General features: G+C 73.0%; 16 protein-coding genes. 10 read left to right on the top strand and 6 right to left on the bottom strand.

Annotated elements, in window-relative coordinates:
* Window positions 1–111: 111 nt before the first annotated feature.
* Both ACH4SE_RS23460 and ACH4SE_RS23455 read right to left on the bottom strand, forming a co-directional pair.
* Entirely contained in the window at window positions 112–639 is a 528-nt protein-coding gene (locus ACH4SE_RS23460) for a GNAT family N-acetyltransferase (protein ID WP_398545394.1), read from the bottom strand.
* On the bottom strand, window positions 636–1,898 hold the full coding sequence (locus tag ACH4SE_RS23455; protein ID WP_398545393.1) for a helix-turn-helix domain-containing protein: 1,263 nt from the start codon (window positions 1,896–1,898) through the stop codon (window positions 636–638). Before ACH4SE_RS23455 ends, ACH4SE_RS23460 begins: the two co-directional genes overlap by 4 nt.
* A 198-nt stretch (window positions 1,899–2,096) precedes the next feature.
* On the opposite strand from ACH4SE_RS23455, the gene ACH4SE_RS23450 reads away from it, so the two are divergent.
* From ACH4SE_RS23450 to ACH4SE_RS23405, 10 genes are all read left to right on the top strand, one after another.
* Window positions 2,097–2,519 carry an ATP-binding protein gene (locus tag ACH4SE_RS23450; RefSeq protein ID WP_398545392.1) on the top strand — a complete coding sequence of 141 codons (423 nt, stop codon included), beginning with the start codon at window positions 2,097–2,099 and terminating at the stop codon, window positions 2,517–2,519.
* Window positions 2,516–2,725, top strand: a complete 210-nt coding sequence (locus ACH4SE_RS23445) for a hypothetical protein (RefSeq protein ID WP_398545391.1) — start codon at window positions 2,516–2,518, stop codon at window positions 2,723–2,725. Before ACH4SE_RS23450 ends, ACH4SE_RS23445 begins: the two co-directional genes overlap by 4 nt.
* A 3-nt stretch (window positions 2,726–2,728) precedes the next feature.
* A complete protein-coding gene (locus tag ACH4SE_RS23440) occupies window positions 2,729–3,850 on the top strand; it encodes an adenosylhomocysteinase (RefSeq protein WP_398545390.1) in 1,122 nt (373 codons plus the stop codon).
* Window positions 3,851–3,859: 9 nt separating this feature from the next.
* Window positions 3,860–4,411 (top strand): NUDIX hydrolase, encoded by a 552-nt coding sequence (locus tag ACH4SE_RS23435; protein ID WP_398545389.1) that lies wholly within the window; start codon window positions 3,860–3,862, stop codon window positions 4,409–4,411.
* 135 nt (window positions 4,412–4,546) lie between these two features.
* Window positions 4,547–5,365, top strand: a complete 819-nt coding sequence (locus tag ACH4SE_RS23430; protein WP_398545388.1) for a hypothetical protein — start codon at window positions 4,547–4,549, stop codon at window positions 5,363–5,365.
* A 24-nt stretch (window positions 5,366–5,389) separates the two neighbouring features.
* Window positions 5,390–6,061 (top strand): response regulator transcription factor, encoded by a 672-nt coding sequence (locus tag ACH4SE_RS23425; RefSeq protein WP_398545387.1) that lies wholly within the window; start codon window positions 5,390–5,392, stop codon window positions 6,059–6,061.
* A complete protein-coding gene (locus ACH4SE_RS23420; RefSeq protein WP_398545386.1) occupies window positions 6,058–7,545 on the top strand; it encodes a sensor histidine kinase in 1,488 nt (495 codons plus the stop codon). The genes ACH4SE_RS23425 and ACH4SE_RS23420 overlap by 4 nt, the downstream gene beginning before the upstream one ends.
* Before the next feature lie 168 nt (window positions 7,546–7,713).
* Window positions 7,714–8,583, top strand: a complete 870-nt coding sequence (locus ACH4SE_RS23415; protein WP_398545385.1) for an alkaline phosphatase family protein — start codon at window positions 7,714–7,716, stop codon at window positions 8,581–8,583.
* A 3-nt stretch (window positions 8,584–8,586) separates the two neighbouring features.
* Window positions 8,587–9,864 (top strand): MFS transporter, encoded by a 1,278-nt coding sequence (locus tag ACH4SE_RS23410; RefSeq protein WP_398545384.1) that lies wholly within the window; start codon window positions 8,587–8,589, stop codon window positions 9,862–9,864.
* Window positions 9,861–10,955 carry a TolB family protein gene (locus tag ACH4SE_RS23405; protein ID WP_398545383.1) on the top strand — a complete coding sequence of 365 codons (1,095 nt, stop codon included), beginning with the start codon at window positions 9,861–9,863 and terminating at the stop codon, window positions 10,953–10,955. The genes ACH4SE_RS23410 and ACH4SE_RS23405 overlap by 4 nt, the downstream gene beginning before the upstream one ends.
* A gap of 68 nt (window positions 10,956–11,023) precedes the next feature.
* Here the strand turns inward: ACH4SE_RS23405 and ACH4SE_RS23400 are convergent, their stop codons facing one another.
* The 4 genes from ACH4SE_RS23400 to ACH4SE_RS23385 are packed head-to-tail and all read right to left on the bottom strand — an operon-like array spanning window position 11,024 to window position 13,732.
* Window positions 11,024–11,242, bottom strand: coding sequence for a DUF6059 family protein (locus ACH4SE_RS23400; protein WP_398545382.1), 219 nt, complete (start codon window positions 11,240–11,242; stop codon window positions 11,024–11,026).
* A 34-nt stretch (window positions 11,243–11,276) separates the two neighbouring features.
* Window positions 11,277–11,852 carry a hypothetical protein gene (locus tag ACH4SE_RS23395; RefSeq protein WP_398545381.1) on the bottom strand — a complete coding sequence of 192 codons (576 nt, stop codon included), beginning with the start codon at window positions 11,850–11,852 and terminating at the stop codon, window positions 11,277–11,279.
* A gap of 6 nt (window positions 11,853–11,858) precedes the next feature.
* Complete coding sequence (locus ACH4SE_RS23390) at window positions 11,859–12,311, bottom strand: SRPBCC family protein (RefSeq protein ID WP_398545380.1); 453 nt, start codon at window positions 12,309–12,311, stop codon at window positions 11,859–11,861.
* Entirely contained in the window at window positions 12,287–13,732 is a 1,446-nt protein-coding gene (locus ACH4SE_RS23385; RefSeq protein ID WP_398545379.1) for an MFS transporter, read from the bottom strand. Before ACH4SE_RS23385 ends, ACH4SE_RS23390 begins: the two co-directional genes overlap by 25 nt.
* Window positions 13,733–13,750: the final 18 nt, after the last annotated feature.

Below are 13,750 nucleotides of genomic sequence, written 5' to 3'. Positions count from 1 at the left end.
CCGGTCCACCGGCAGGGGATGCGGGGTCTCTCTCCGCCCGGAGCCCCCGCGCGATGCGCCGGTACGTCGCGTCCGGCCGGACCTCGGCGGACTGCCCCGGTACGCCAGGGCCTACGCCAACGGCAGCTCGACGATCATCACGGCGTACACCGGCGAGTCGGGGAACGGCTGGCGCTCGCCGACCTTGCGGTACCCCCAGGACTCGTAAAGGGCCTGGACGCGGGGGTGTTCGACGTCCACCAGCAGCACCGCCAGGTCCTCCACCCGGCCCTCCATGAGGGCGCGGGAGAGCAGTTCCGCGACACCCTTCTTCCGCCAGCGCGGGACGACGGCCAGCTCCGAGTACGAGAACGTGCGGTGCTTCTCGGGCGCGGGATCGAGGTGGTCGCGCCACCACTCGCGCCCGGGTGTCCCCGGGGCCCCGTACGCGAAGCCCACCGCGTCGTCCCCGTCGTAGGCGATCACGCAGGCGAAACCGGGGTTGCCGCCCCAATGGTCGACGAACCAGGGGAAGCGCTCGTCGAATTCCGTCATCTCCCCGGCGTAAGCAGCGGCGTGGACATCGAGGATCGTCTGCCGTATCCGCGGCAGGTCGTCGTGCGTGTAGTGACGAAGGTCGAGAGCGGGGGCGGTCGTCATGCACGGCTCCATTCGAGTCGGTACCGGTCGCCCCACTCTCGCGCGACCGGGGACTTCGGCGCCAGGGTGATCAGGTCCCGGTAGTAGTCCCCGAGCAGCGACCTCATCCGGCCGGGGATTGGGGAGGTGGCCATCAGGCTGAAAACGCTGGCAGCCGTGTCGCAGGACTGCTCGACGTCGCGCTGGTGGAGTTGAGCGAGGGCCAGCCTGGCGGTGGCGAGGGCCCGGTTGCGGCGGAACTGCACGGGGATCGCGGAGAGCGCTTGGTGTGAGGCTGCCTCAGCCTCCGCGGGGTCTCCGATGCGGTCCCGGACGATGGCTGTGATGGCATTGAGTTCGGCTGAGCCGTAGAAAGCGACCCAGCTCGGGCGGGGCGGCAGCGGCTCGGCCTTGATGAGCGCTTCCCGGGCGTAGCCAAGAGATCGCAACGCGGCCTGCCGGTCGCCAAGGTTCGCATGCCCGATGGCGGTGCGTGCGTGCGCGAGAGAGGCGAACAACGGGTCCCGGCGAGTGATGGCAGTAGCCTGGGCTGCCTGGGCGGAGTCCACGGCCTGATTGAAGTCCTGCCGCTGGTGGGCAAGCATCGCGAACGAGTTCCAGACGCGCAATTCGGCTACCGGGTCCTGGGCCAGCCCTGCGAGGTAGAGGGCCCTGTTCAGGTGTTGCTCGGCCCGGTCGGAGTGCCGGGCGTCCAGGGCGGACCAGGCCGCTGTGGCAGTGAAGTCAGCTGCCACGGAGAAAAGGCGCTGGCGGATTCTCTGAGAGGCCGCCCGTCGCTGCATCTCCAACGCTTTGGATGCCCCGGACACGGCCGAATGCTCCAGGCTCTCGTGACCGCCACGGGTGTCGTCGAGAGCCATCAGGTCATCAAGACCGTCGCGCAGTCGTATCACGTCGGAGATACCGACGGTGGAGGGCCGGGAGTCAAGGGGGGCGAGCACTCCGGCAGTCGTGCCGGTAGTCGCGATCAGGAAGGTGCGGCGCTCCACGTGCTGCTCCGATTCGCGAGGGTGGCCGGGTCGGCTCGGCGGGGTGAACCCCAGTTCCGCAGCCGTGCAGCCGAATACTGCCTCCAGAGCCGCACGTTGGCGCGGGTGGGGCCACCGGGTTTTTCCGGTGACCCAGTAGCGGACGGTGCGGTCGCTGACCGTTCCCTCGCAACCGTCCAGTCGTAAGCGGGCGTTCATGGCATCGGCCAGCTCGGACTGCGTAAACCCGGCTTCGGTCATGGCCTGGGTCAGTTCCTGGTTCGGCAGCACTTACCCAACGTAGCTACCTGAAACGCTTCCGTGAAAGCGGGCGACGGGAAATTTCCGGTCCGGGCAGACACGAACCAAAACAGCATTTCCTCCCGCACTGCGCATCGCTGTCGTTCACTCGGCAACGGCGGCCGTTCCCTGACGGCCCGGAGGGGCGGGCTCCTCCCGCCGCCGACTGTGCCGACTGATGAGGTTCTGATGACCGTGAGCGAGAGCGTCACCGGCGCCCGAGACCACCCCGATTACTCCCGTACTCTGCCCTGCGCAGCAGAGAGCGCGGAGGACGCCCGGTACCTGGTGCGTACCGCCCTGCGCGCGTGGGGACTCGAACAGCTGGCGGACGACGGCGCCCTCGTCGTCACGGAGTTGGTCGCCAACGCCGCCCGGCACACCCGGGGACGACTCATCCGCGTCACGATCAGCCGCCCGGCGCACGCGCAAGTCCGGATCGACGTCGTCGACCGTTCCAAGACCCGGCCCGAGCGGCGCCACGCCGGCGAGCTCGCCGAGTGCGGGCGCGGCCTGAACCTCGTCGAAGCCCTCACCGCCCGATGGGGCACCGACCCGCTCCCTTTCGGCAAACGCGTCTGGGGCCTGCTCGAAGGAGACCCCCTCGCATGACCCGCAACGGCAAGCCCTGGGTCGGCGACCAGGTCACGGACAAGGCCACCGGACGCGAAGCCGTCATCACCGACATCCGGCAGGGCGTCTACGTACTCAGGCCCGTGCGTGGGCCCGTCGTCACCTGGACCGCCGACTCCGACGAGCACCTGACCCTCACCGCACCCCGCGAGCAGCGGCGGCACGACACCCTGGCAGAGAGGTGAACCGTGGAGTCCTTCGAACGCGCCCGCCTGGACACCTACTTCAGCAAGATCGCGTCCCGCTTCCGCCCGGACGAACCGCCCGTCTCGTTCCTGATCACGCACCTGCTGCCCGAACGCCCCAGCTTCGTCCGCGCCGTGGCCACCGCCTCCAGCCTGCGGGCGGTTCTACCGAAACCCAAGTCCGTCTCCCCCACCGCCAAGCGCGAAGCGGAGCGCATCGCACCCTGCGACCCGCTCTCCCGCGAGACCTTCGCCGACCCGGACCAGGCCGTGGAGTACGTCGAATCCCGGGCCGCCGGGGAACGCGTCGTCCTGCTCGACGTCGGGGGCTACTTCGCGCCCACCCTCAGCGCCCTCGCCGAGCACTTCTCGGGAACGATCCTCGGCGTCGTCGAGGACACCGAGAACGGCCACAAGCGCTACGCCGAACTCGACAAGCTCCCCTGCCCCGTCGTCTCCGTCGCCCGCTCTCCGCTGAAGGACCCCGAGGACTACCTGGTCGGGCAGTCCGTCGTCTTCTCCACCGAAGCCCTCATGCGCGAACGCGGCGACATCCTCCACGGACGCCCCGCCCTCGTCATCGGCTTCGGCAAGCTCGGCTCCAGCATCGCCCGCCTTCTCCACGCCAAGGGCGTCCAGGTCACCGTGCACGACATCGACCCCATCCGCCGCACCCAGGCCCTCTCCCAGGGCTTCACCGTCGCTCGCGACCGCGACCGCGCCCTCCACAACGCCGGCCTCGTGCTGTGCGCCACCGGATCGCTCTCCCTGCGCGCCGAGGACTTCTCCACCCTCCGTAACGGCGCCTACGTCGCCACCGTCACCAGCAGCGAGGACGAACTCGACCTCGACGGAATCCCCTCGGTCTACCAGCGCGCCCGCGACACCGACCACATCACCCGCTACCAGACCACCGGCCACTACTTCTATCTGCTCAACGGCGGCAACGCCGTCAACTTCCTGCACGGCGCCAGCGTCGGTCCGTTCATCTTCCTCGTGCAGGCCGAGATACTCGCCGCCCTCCACATGCTCACCCGTGGCAATCTCGCGGCTGGTATGCACGACGTGCCCGCCGTCGACCGGGCCGCCATCGCCGACGCCTGGCTCACCGCCTTCAACCGCTGAGAGGCACCCGTGACCGTCACCGCCCAGCACATCCGCGACACCCTGAGCCGCTACCTGGACCGGCACCCCGAGGACGAGGGCGCCCTCTCCGCCCTCACCGGCTCCCTCGCGGACACCCCCGACACGATCACCTCGCGCAAGGAATTCCGCGGGCACGCCACCGCCGGGGCCCTCCTGCTCCGGCCCGACGGGCACGTCCTGCTCATCGAGCACAAGGCCCTCGGCACATGGCTCTTCCCCGGCGGGCATTTGGAGGACACCGACACCACCCTCATCGGCGCTGCCCTGCGGGAGTTGGGCGAGGAGACCGGCATCCCGGCCGGGAGCGTCACCCCCGCCGGTCCGGTCCCCCTCCACGTCGACGTCCACCCCATCCCCGCCAACCCCGCCAAGGACGAACCCGTGCACCAGCACTACGACTTCCGCTACCTCTTCCGCACCGACACCCCCCACCTCATCACCCTCCAGGCCGAAGAGGTCACCGGCTGCGCCTGGCAGCCCGCCGGCACCCTCACCGCCGAGCCCCTGCGCAGCCGGCTCCTGACGGCCCTCACGCGCTGAGCGCCCCTGCCGGGCGGACGAATTCCTGGGCGGCCTCGGGCCGTGCCGACTTCCAAGGAAGTCCTAAGGTGCGGCGAGGGCGGCCCGAAGTGCCGGTTGGTGTGCTGGAGGCAGCCAATCGAGAGGAGGCGCACGATGCGCCACAAGACCACCGCGCTCGCCGCCGCGACCGCCCTGCTCCTCACCGCCGGGGCCACGGCCGCCACCGCCGCCACCGCCGGGACCGGGGGCGCCAAGGGCTCCGGCAAGCCCGGCGTCTGCGCGCCGGACCGGCCCGACAGCAGGCTGGAGAACGCGCTCCGGAACGTCAAGATCGCGCTGGGCGCGAACGGCGGGAAGCTCACCGACAAGGTCGTCGCGGGCTTCGCCAAGGACATGGGGATCTCCACGGCCCAGGCCCGCAAGCAGCTCACGGCCATCTTCTTCGAGGCGAAGCCCGGCGAAGGCGGCAAGCCCGGCGACGAGAAGGCCCGGTTCCCCTTCACCGCCACGCAGTTGGCGAAGGTCCTGGGCGTCCCGACGGCGAAGGCGCAGGCCGCGCTGGACGCCCTGGCGAAGCTGGCGACCGGTCCGAGGGGGACCATCGACGAGAGAACTCCCGCCTACGCGGCCGTCGCCGCCAAGCTGGGGGTGAGCCCGCAGCAGCTCACGAAGGCGCTCATCCAGCTCAAGGTGGCCGCGGGCAAGCCCGCGCCCGGCGGGGAGAAGGACACCAAGGCAGGCAAGGGGGACAAGGGAAGCCACAACGGAAAGGGCGAGGGCAAGGGGAAGGGCAAGGGCAAGGGGAAGCCCGGCCCGTGCAAGCCGGGCGACGGCAAGCCGGGCCCGGTCGCTCCCGGCAAGGGCAAGGGCACCGACCCCGGCAAGGGCACGGACGAGGGCAAGGGCACGGGCGGGAAGACCGCACCGGCCGGAGCCGAACAGGCGGCCTCGCCCACGCTGATCGCGCGCTGACGCGGCGTACGGCACCCTTGCGCCATGCGGCTGCTGGTGGTTGACGACGATGACGCGGTGCGCCGCTCGCTCGCGCACGCCCTCACCCGGGACGGGTACGAGGTGACGGTCGCGGCGGACGGTGCCGCCGCGCTCGCGACGCTGGCCGCCGGCCGGCAGGACGCGGTGGTGCTGGACATCCTCATGCCGGAGCCGAACGGCCTGGAGGTGTGCCGCCGGCTGCGGGCGCGCGGCGACCGCACGCCGATCCTGATGCTCACCGCCCGCGACCTGGTCGACGACCGGGTCGCGGGCCTGGACGCGGGCGCGGACGACTACCTCGCCAAGCCCTTCGCGCTGGACGAGCTGCGCGCCCGCATCCGCGCCCTGCTGCGGCGCAGCGGCGCCGACCAGGAGGTACTGCGCTTCGCCGACCTGGAGATGGACACCGCCGCCTGCCGGGTGACCCGCGGGGGCCAGCCCCTGGACCTGACGCGGACCGAGTACGCGCTGCTGGAGCTCTTCCTGCGCAATCCGCGCCGGGTGCTGAGCCGTACGCTCATCTTCGACTCGGTGTGGGGCTACGACTTCGGGCCCTCCTCCAACGCCCTGTGGGTGTACATCAGTTACCTGCGCGGCAAGCTGGAGGCGGACGGCGCGCCGCGGCTCGTGCAGACCGTGCGGGGACTGGGGTACGTGCTGCGGGAGGAGCCGTGAGCCTGCGCAACCGGCTCGCGCTCGCAGGGGGCGCGGTGGTGCTCGCGGCGCTGGTGCTGGCCTCGCTCGTGCTCTACCCGGCGCTGGGCGCGAAGCTCAACGAACAGCACGACGCCGATCTGGTGTCGGCGGCGGGCCAGGCGCCGGACCTGATCCGGGCCTTCAAGCAGAAGGGCCAGGCCGCCGCCGAGGAGGCCGCGTCGGGCGGTGCCACGGACGGCACCAAGGGCCGGGCCAAGGACGGCACCAAGGACCCCGCCAAGGACAATTCCAAGGACGGTTCCAGGGACAGCGGCGGAGACGGCGGCGAGGTTTCGCCGCAGGCCGTGTTCCCGACCGGGCCGGTACAAGTCGGCTCCGCACTGCTCCAGTTCGTGCTGCCGCCGGTGGCGGTCGGCCCGACCGACGGCTTCGTCGGGGTCAGCGCGCTGGACGTGCAGGTCGCCCGGGGCACGCGGACGGCGTACTTCCACGACGCCGACTACGCCGGACGGCACTACCGCATCTACACCACGGAACTGGCGGACAGCCCCGGCGTCCTGGTGCGCACCGCGGTGCCCACGGCGGTGGTGAGCAGCACGCTGCGGCGGCTGTCGATGCTGCTGGTCGCGATCACCGCGGGCGGCTGCGTGCTGGCGGCGGTCGCCGGCCGGCTGGCGGCCGGACGGGTGCTGCGGCCGGTGCGGCAGCTCACCGAGACCGTCGAGCACGTCACCGCCACCCAGGACCTGACGGCCCGTCTGACGGCGGACGGGCGGGACGAGATCGCCCGGCTCACCCGGTCCTTCGCGGCGATGATGGCGGCGCTGGAGGAGTCGGTGGGCGCGCAGCGGCGGCTGGTCGCGGACGCTTCGCACGAGCTGCGCACCCCGCTGACCAGCCTCACGACCAACCTCGAACTGCTCGGCGAGGGGCCGGGACTGGCCGATCCGCAGGCGCCCGCGCTGGTCGCCGAGGCCCGGGCGCAGGCCGCGGAGCTGACGTCGCTCGTCAACGACCTGGTGGATCTGGGCCGTTACGAGCAGGCGCGGCCTCACACCGAGGACGTCCGCCTCGATCTGCTGGCGGCCCGGGTACTGGAGCGGGCGGCGGCGCGCTCGCCGCGGGCGGACCTCGCGGCGGAGCTGGCACCGTGCCTGGTCCATGCCGACCCGGACGCGGTCGAGCGGGCGATCGGCAACCTGGTCGACAACGCGGTGAAGTGGAGTCCGGAGGGCGGCCGGATCACGGTGGCCACCGACGCCGCGGGCAGTGTCACGGTGAGCGACGAGGGGCCCGGTATCCCGGCCGCAGACCTGCCCTTCGTCTTCGACCGCTTCTACCGCTCCCCCGCGGCGCGCTCCCTGCCCGGTTCGGGACTCGGGCTTGCGATCGTGCGGCAGATCGCGGAGACGTACGGTGGAGAGGTCACGGCGGAGCCGCTGCCCCAGGGCGTACGGATGCGGCTGCGGCTGCCGCCGGTGGAGCCGGCCGCCGGGAGCTGAGCCGGGAGGCGCCTGGGAGGAACGCGGGGCTCACCGCGCGTACACCGGGCGTACCGCAGCGTTCGCCCGTTCTTCACCCCGCGCACCGCTCGGACGTACCCGGGACGCCCCTAACTTTGGCATGCACATCGCACGTTCGTCCCCCACCCCCTCACCGGAGGTAACCCCGTGCGCAGCCGTAGCCGTACCGCCCTGTTGACCGCCGGCGGCCTCGCCGCCGCCTCCGCCGGCCTGTGGGCCGGTCTCGGCGGGAACGCCCAGGCGGCCGGTTCCGTCCCCACGCCCGACCACACGGTCGTGGTGGTCATGGAGAACCACGCCTACAGCCAGGTGATCGGCAGCTCCAGCGCCCCGTACATCAACTCGCTCGCGACCGGCGGCGCCAACCTGACGCAGAGCCACGCGATCACGCACCCCAGCCAGCCGAACTACTACGCCCTCTTCTCCGGCTCGACGCAGGGGATCACGTCCGACAGCTGCGTCACCATCGGCTTCAGCTCGGCCGCGAATCTTGGCTCCGAGGTCGCCGCCGCGGGCAAGACGTTCGGGAGCTACAACGAGACGCTGCCGAGCCAGGGTTCGACCACCTGCAAGAGCGGCAACTACGCGCAGAAGCACAATCCGTGGTTCGGCTTCTCGAACGTGCCGACCTCGTCCGCGAAGACCTTCGCGCAGTTCCCGACCGACTACTCGACGCTGCCCACGACGTCCTTCGTGGTGCCGAACCTGTGCAGCGACATGCACGACTGCTCGGTGGCGACCGGCGACACCTGGATCAAGAACAACCTGGGCGCGTACGCGACCTGGGCCAAGACCCACAACAGCCTGCTCGTCGTCACCTTCGACGAGGACAACTCGCTGAGCGGCAACCGGATCCCGACCGTCTTCTACGGACAGCCGGTCAAGGCGGGCTCGTCGGTCTCGACCACCTACAACCACTACAACCTGCTGCGGACGCTGGAGGACCTGGCGGGCACGTCCTCGCACGCCGGGCAGGCCGCCTCGGCGTCGGACATCACCGGCATCTGGTCCAGCTGACCGATGTACGTCAGCGAGAGCCGCGCGAGCACACCCGCGGTGGCCTCGCCGGCCGCCGCCCGGGGCGCAACCCGCCCCGGGCGGCGGTCCGCCGTGGCCCCCACTGTGCTCGCGCTGGGCGCGGTCAGCCTGATCACGGACGTCTCCTCGGAGATGGTCACCGCGGTGCTGCCGCTCTACCTGGTCACCGGACTCGGCCTGTCCCCGCTGGGTTTCGGTCTGCTGGACGGCGTCTACAACGGCTTCAGCGCGCTGGTACGGCTCGTCGGCGGGCACCTCGCCGACCGCGGCGGGCGGCACAAGCGCGTCGCCGTGCTCGGCTACGGGCTGTCGGCGCTGTGCAAGCCGCTGCTGCTCGCCGTCCACACCCTGCCGCTGATCGGTGCGGTGCTCGCCGCCGACCGCACCGGCAAGGGGCTGCGCACCGCGCCGCGTGACGCGCTCATCTCGCTGTCGAGCGAGCCGCGGGCGCGCGGCCGGGCCTTCGGCGTGCACCGCGCGATGGACACCACGGGCGCGCTGCTGGGCCCGCTGGCCGCCTTCCTGATCCTGCGCCGGGCCGCGGAGGGCTACGACGCGGTCTTCACCGTGAGCTTCTGCGTCGCGGCGGTGGGCGTGCTGGTGCTGCTGCTGTTCGTGCCGTCGCGGGTACGGCAGGCGGGCGCGGGCGGGCAGGAGGCGGACGCGCCGCGTGCCTCGCTGCGGGCCGCGGCCGGTCTGCTGGGGCGGCGGGAGCTGCGCGGGCTCGCCCTGTGCGCGATGGCGCTCGGCCTCGCGACCGTCAGCGACTCCTTCGTCTACCTCATGCTCCAGCGCCGCCTGGGGGTGCCCGACCGCTGGTTCGCGCTGCTGCCGCTGGGCACGGCGGCGGCCTTCCTGCTGCTGGCGGTGCCGCTCGGCCGGTGGGCGGACCGGGTGGGCCGCTGGCGGGTCTTCGTCGGCGGCCACCTCGCGCTGCTGCTCGCGTACGGGCTGCTGCTGTCGCACCTGCGGGCGGGCGTGCTGCCCTACGCGGTGCTGGCGCTGCACGGCACGTTCTACGCCGCCACGGACGGCGTGCTGATGGCGGCGGCGGCCGGTTCCGTACCGGCGGCGCTGCGCTCCAGCGGGCTCGCGCTGGTGCAGACGGGGCAGGCGGCCGCGCGCTTTTTCTGCTCGATCGCCTTCGGCGCGGCCTGGACCGCGTTCGGCGACCGCTCGGCGCTCACCGGCGCGGCGGTCGCGCTGCTGGCGAGCGTGGCGCTGTCGGTGCGGCTGCGGCCCGCGGAGAGGCCGGCATGAGCGAGGAGATCACGGTGGCCACGGGCGAGGACGGCCCCGGTGGCGGCGACGCGCCCGGCGACGCCCCCCTCGGCACGCGCGCGAAGCTGCTCGTGCTGCTCACGGGCGTCCTGGTGCTCGCGCTGGTCGCCGGGGTCGCGGTGTGGCGGGCGGCGGGCCGGGCGGACCGGAAGAACCAGGTGCAGGCGGGCGGGCCGGCGGTGCACGCGGGGGACGTGTCGCTCGCGCCCGGCGCGGGGCCGCGGATCGTCTTCCGCTCCATGGCGTGGGGCCCGCACCGCGACGAGCTGGCCGGCGTCCCGGCGGCCGACCCGGACGGGCCGCGCACGGCGTCCGGCGTGAAGTGCCTGCGCTTCTACGCCGCGGGCGGCACCGGGGTGTGCCTCCAGGCCGAGCGCGGCGCGGTCAACGACTCCTACCGCGCCCTGATCCTGGACAGCCGTCTGCGCACCACCCGGCGTGTCGACCTCGCGGGCATCCCGACCCGCGCCCGGGTCTCCCCCAGCGGCCGGATGGCGGCCTGGACGGTCTTCGTCGGCGGCGACTCCTACGCGGGGACCGACTTCTCGACCCGCACCTCGATCCTGGACACCCGCACGGGCGCGCTCCAGTCCACGCTGGAGGACTACGCCCTCACGCGCGACGGCAGGCGGGTGCGGGCCGCCGACGTCAACTACTGGGGCGTCACCTTCGCGGACGACACGCACTTCTACGCGACGGCCGCGACGGGCGGACGCACGTACCTGATCCGCGGCGACACGTCGACGCGGACCGCGGTCACGCTGCGCTCCAACGTCGAGTGCCCGTCCCTCTCCCCGGACGGGACGCGCATCGCCTTCAAGAAGCGCGTGCCGGGCCTTTCCGCCGACGCCCCCTGGCGCCTGTACGTGCTGGACCTGGCCACGCTGGAGGACCACCCCACCGCGGAGACCCGCAACGTCGACGACCAGGCGGTGTGGGCCGACAACCGCACGCTGTCCTACTCCCTCCCCGGCGACTACGGCTCGGACCTCTTCACCGTCCCGGCCGACGGCACCGGCGCCCCGGTCCTGCTGACGCCCTCGGCCCTGTCCCCGTCCTGGCTGGGCTGACGGCCCGGACCGCACGCGGGCACAAAAAAAGGACCGCGCGGCCCGGGGGGCCGCGCGGTCGGGGGTTTTCAGGGCCGGTCGGCGGTGCCGCCGCCGGCGAGGCGGGTTTCGAGGTCCTGCCACCAGCGGCGCTCGTGGTCGGGCAGCGGCACGAGCTTCTCCGGGTGGCCCGGCGCGGGCGGCGCCCCCGGCGGCGGGACCAGCGGGGGCGGACAGACGTGGACGTAGCCGTAGTCGCGCAGGGCCCGCCCGAGGAAGAGCAGGACCAGGCGCAGCGGTGCGGGCACGGGCGCGCTCTCCTTTCCCGTGCGGAGGGGGCTCTCAGGCCAGGCAGTCCGCGGCGATCCAGCCCATGGCGGACGGCACGGGCAGGGAGCGGTGGGCGACGGCGGCCGCGCGGACGGAGATCTCCCAGCGCGGCGCGTACGGGTCGCGGTCCGTCCCGGCGGCGTAGGCGCACTGCAGCCCGGCCTCGGGACGTACGGTGACGCCGAACTCGGCGCTCGGGCCCTCGCCGTCGATGTCGCCGAGGCCGAAGACCAGCGTGGCGCAGCGTACGGCGTCGACGCTGCCGCGGCGCAGCGGCAGCGGCAGCGGTCCGAGGCCGGTCAGGCGCAGGCTGCCGCCCGGGCCGGGCTCGACGGCCACGTCGAGGTCCACCGCGCCGGGATCGGTGGTGTGCGGGGTGGCACCGGTCCGCAGGACCACGCCCGCCCGCCCGGGCCGGGAGCCCAGGCGCAGGGTCAGCGGGTGGATGAGCGCCCGGGTGACGCCGTACCCGCGGTAGTCGCCGGCGCGGGTGTCGAGGATGGCGAGCGCCTGCCGGGTGAAGTCGGCGGTGTCGGCGATCCCGTAGCGCAGGGCGACGGTGCTCTCGTACCGGCTCAGTCCGCGCATCGCGGGTTACCGTCGGCCGGCTTCGACGGCGCGTTTGACGCGCTCCAGGGTGGTGCGCATGCCGTCGACCATGATCTGCTCGCGGTCCCGCCCGAGGAGCTTGGAGGCGGTGAACAGGCGGGCGGCCACCGGCATCGGCCCGGCGTGCTCGCGCCATTCGGTGAGCAGCGTGCCGCCGGCCTCGGGCTCCAGGCGGTAGCCCCAGCGCATGTTCGACTCGGCGACCTGGAAGGAGAAGCGCTTGGGGGCGTCGTACTCCAGCACGGTGCAGGTCGTGGTCCAGCGCATGACGCCGCGCTTGTTGGTGCCCTTGAAGACGGCGCCGGGGCGCGGGACGGACGCGTTGGCCCAGCGGCCGCCGATGTTCTCCGGGCTCAGCTCGCCGTAGCGGGTGGGATCGGCCACGAGGGCCCACACCGTTTCCGGGGCGGCCTTCACCCAGATACTCGCCTCGTCCATGGTCCTTGTCCTCCTGAGGTGACGCGCCGCGGCGGGCGCGGCAGCAGGTACGTGGTCAGTGCGGCCACCGGTCCGAGCGCGCCGATCGCGACCACCAGCCACACGGCGGGCCGCAGCCCGCCGCTGCCGCTGCCCAGCCCGTTCTGGAAGAGGGCGGCGGCCAGCGCCGGGGCCACGACCGCGGCGATCTGGACGGCGCTCTGGTAGAGGGCCGCGGCGGCGCCGCGCTCGGCGGGGGCGAGTCCGGAGGTGGCCTGGGTGTTGAGGGCGGCGAAGGACAGCACGAAGCCCAGGCCGACCAGCAGCATGGTCGGCAGGACCGCGGTCGCGTAGCCGGGGTGCGCGGGCAGCCGCAGGTAGAGCAGGTAGCCGGCCAGCGGCGGCAGGGAACCGTAGGCGATGAGCCGGCGGGTGCCGAAGCGGGCGATCATCCGCCCGGAGTGCAGGGCCACGAGGGCCAGCGGGACGCTGGCCGGGAGGATGGCCAGCGCCGTCTCCAGCGCCGACCACCCGCGGGTGGCCTGGAACTGGAAGGTGACGACGACGAGCAGGCCCAGGTAGGAGCCGTTGAGGGCGCCGGCGCCCAGCGCGGAGCGGGCCATGGTGCCGCCGGTGCGCAGGGGCAGCTGCACCAGCGGGTCGGTGCTCCTGCGCTCGACGGCGACGAAGAGGGCGCCGAGCACGGCGAAGCCGGCGGCCGCGGCCGCCACCTGGGCGCTGAACCATCCGTGCGCGGGCGACGAGGCGATGGCCAGGTCGAGGCACACGAGCGCGCCGGTCGCGCTGAGGGCCCCGGCGACGTCGTAGCGGCGGCGCGGTCCGGGGGCCGGGGCCGAGCGCGGGATCATGCGCAGGCCGAGGAGGAAGAGCAGCAGCGCCGCGGGGGCGGGAGCGGCGAGTGTCCAGCGCCAGCTGATGTCGGTGAGCACGCCGGACAGCAGCAGGCCGGTGGTGAAGCCGCCCGCGCCGAAGACGGTGTAGACGGAGATGGCACGGCTGCGGTGCGGGCCCTCGGGGAAGGTGTTCATGATGATGGCCAGGCCCGTGGGCGCGGTCAGCGCGGCGCAGAAGCCCTTCACCACGCGGCAGGCGACGAGCAGCGCGAAGCTGCCGGTCACGCCGGTGACCAGCGAGGCGGCGGCGAAGGCCAGCAGCGCCCACAGGTAGGCGCGGCGGGCGCCGTGGACGGCCACGACCCGCGCGCCGAACAGCATGAGGCCGCCGAAGCCGATGGCGAAGGCGGTCATCGCCCACTGCGCGGTGCTGGGTGCGAGGTGGAAGTCCCGGCCCAGGGCGGGCAGGGCGACCAGGGTCGCCGAGACCTCCAGGGCGTCGATGAGCATGTTGCCGGCCAGGACGGCCAGCAGGCCCCCGCGCGGGGCTGCGGTGCCGGGCGCGGTCCGTTGCGGCGCGGTCTTCATGGCGGCTCCCGCGGTCGG

Origin of the sequence: Streptomyces sp. NPDC020983, assembly GCF_044333485.1 — a bacterium.
Classification (GTDB): Bacteria; Actinomycetota; Actinomycetes; order Streptomycetales; family Streptomycetaceae; genus Actinacidiphila.
The sequence above is the reverse complement of the archived record's forward strand: the minus strand, read 5'-3'. Positions and strand labels throughout refer to the sequence as shown.

Coding starts and splice junctions, on each gene's coding strand:
- ACH4SE_RS23460 (WP_398545394.1), bottom strand. CDS start 639: ATGACGACCGCCCCCGCTCTCGACCTTCGTCACTACACGCACGACGAC.
- ACH4SE_RS23450 (WP_398545392.1), top strand. CDS start 2,097: ATGACCGTGAGCGAGAGCGTCACCGGCGCCCGAGACCACCCCGATTAC.
- ACH4SE_RS23445 (WP_398545391.1), top strand. CDS start 2,516: ATGACCCGCAACGGCAAGCCCTGGGTCGGCGACCAGGTCACGGACAAG.
- ACH4SE_RS23430 (WP_398545388.1), top strand. CDS start 4,547: ATGCGCCACAAGACCACCGCGCTCGCCGCCGCGACCGCCCTGCTCCTC.
- ACH4SE_RS23425 (WP_398545387.1), top strand. CDS start 5,390: ATGCGGCTGCTGGTGGTTGACGACGATGACGCGGTGCGCCGCTCGCTC.
- ACH4SE_RS23410 (WP_398545384.1), top strand. CDS start 8,587: ATGTACGTCAGCGAGAGCCGCGCGAGCACACCCGCGGTGGCCTCGCCG.
- ACH4SE_RS23405 (WP_398545383.1), top strand. CDS start 9,861: ATGAGCGAGGAGATCACGGTGGCCACGGGCGAGGACGGCCCCGGTGGC.
- ACH4SE_RS23395 (WP_398545381.1), bottom strand. CDS start 11,852: ATGCGCGGACTGAGCCGGTACGAGAGCACCGTCGCCCTGCGCTACGGG.
- ACH4SE_RS23390 (WP_398545380.1), bottom strand. CDS start 12,311: ATGGACGAGGCGAGTATCTGGGTGAAGGCCGCCCCGGAAACGGTGTGG.
- ACH4SE_RS23385 (WP_398545379.1), bottom strand. CDS start 13,732: ATGAAGACCGCGCCGCAACGGACCGCGCCCGGCACCGCAGCCCCGCGC.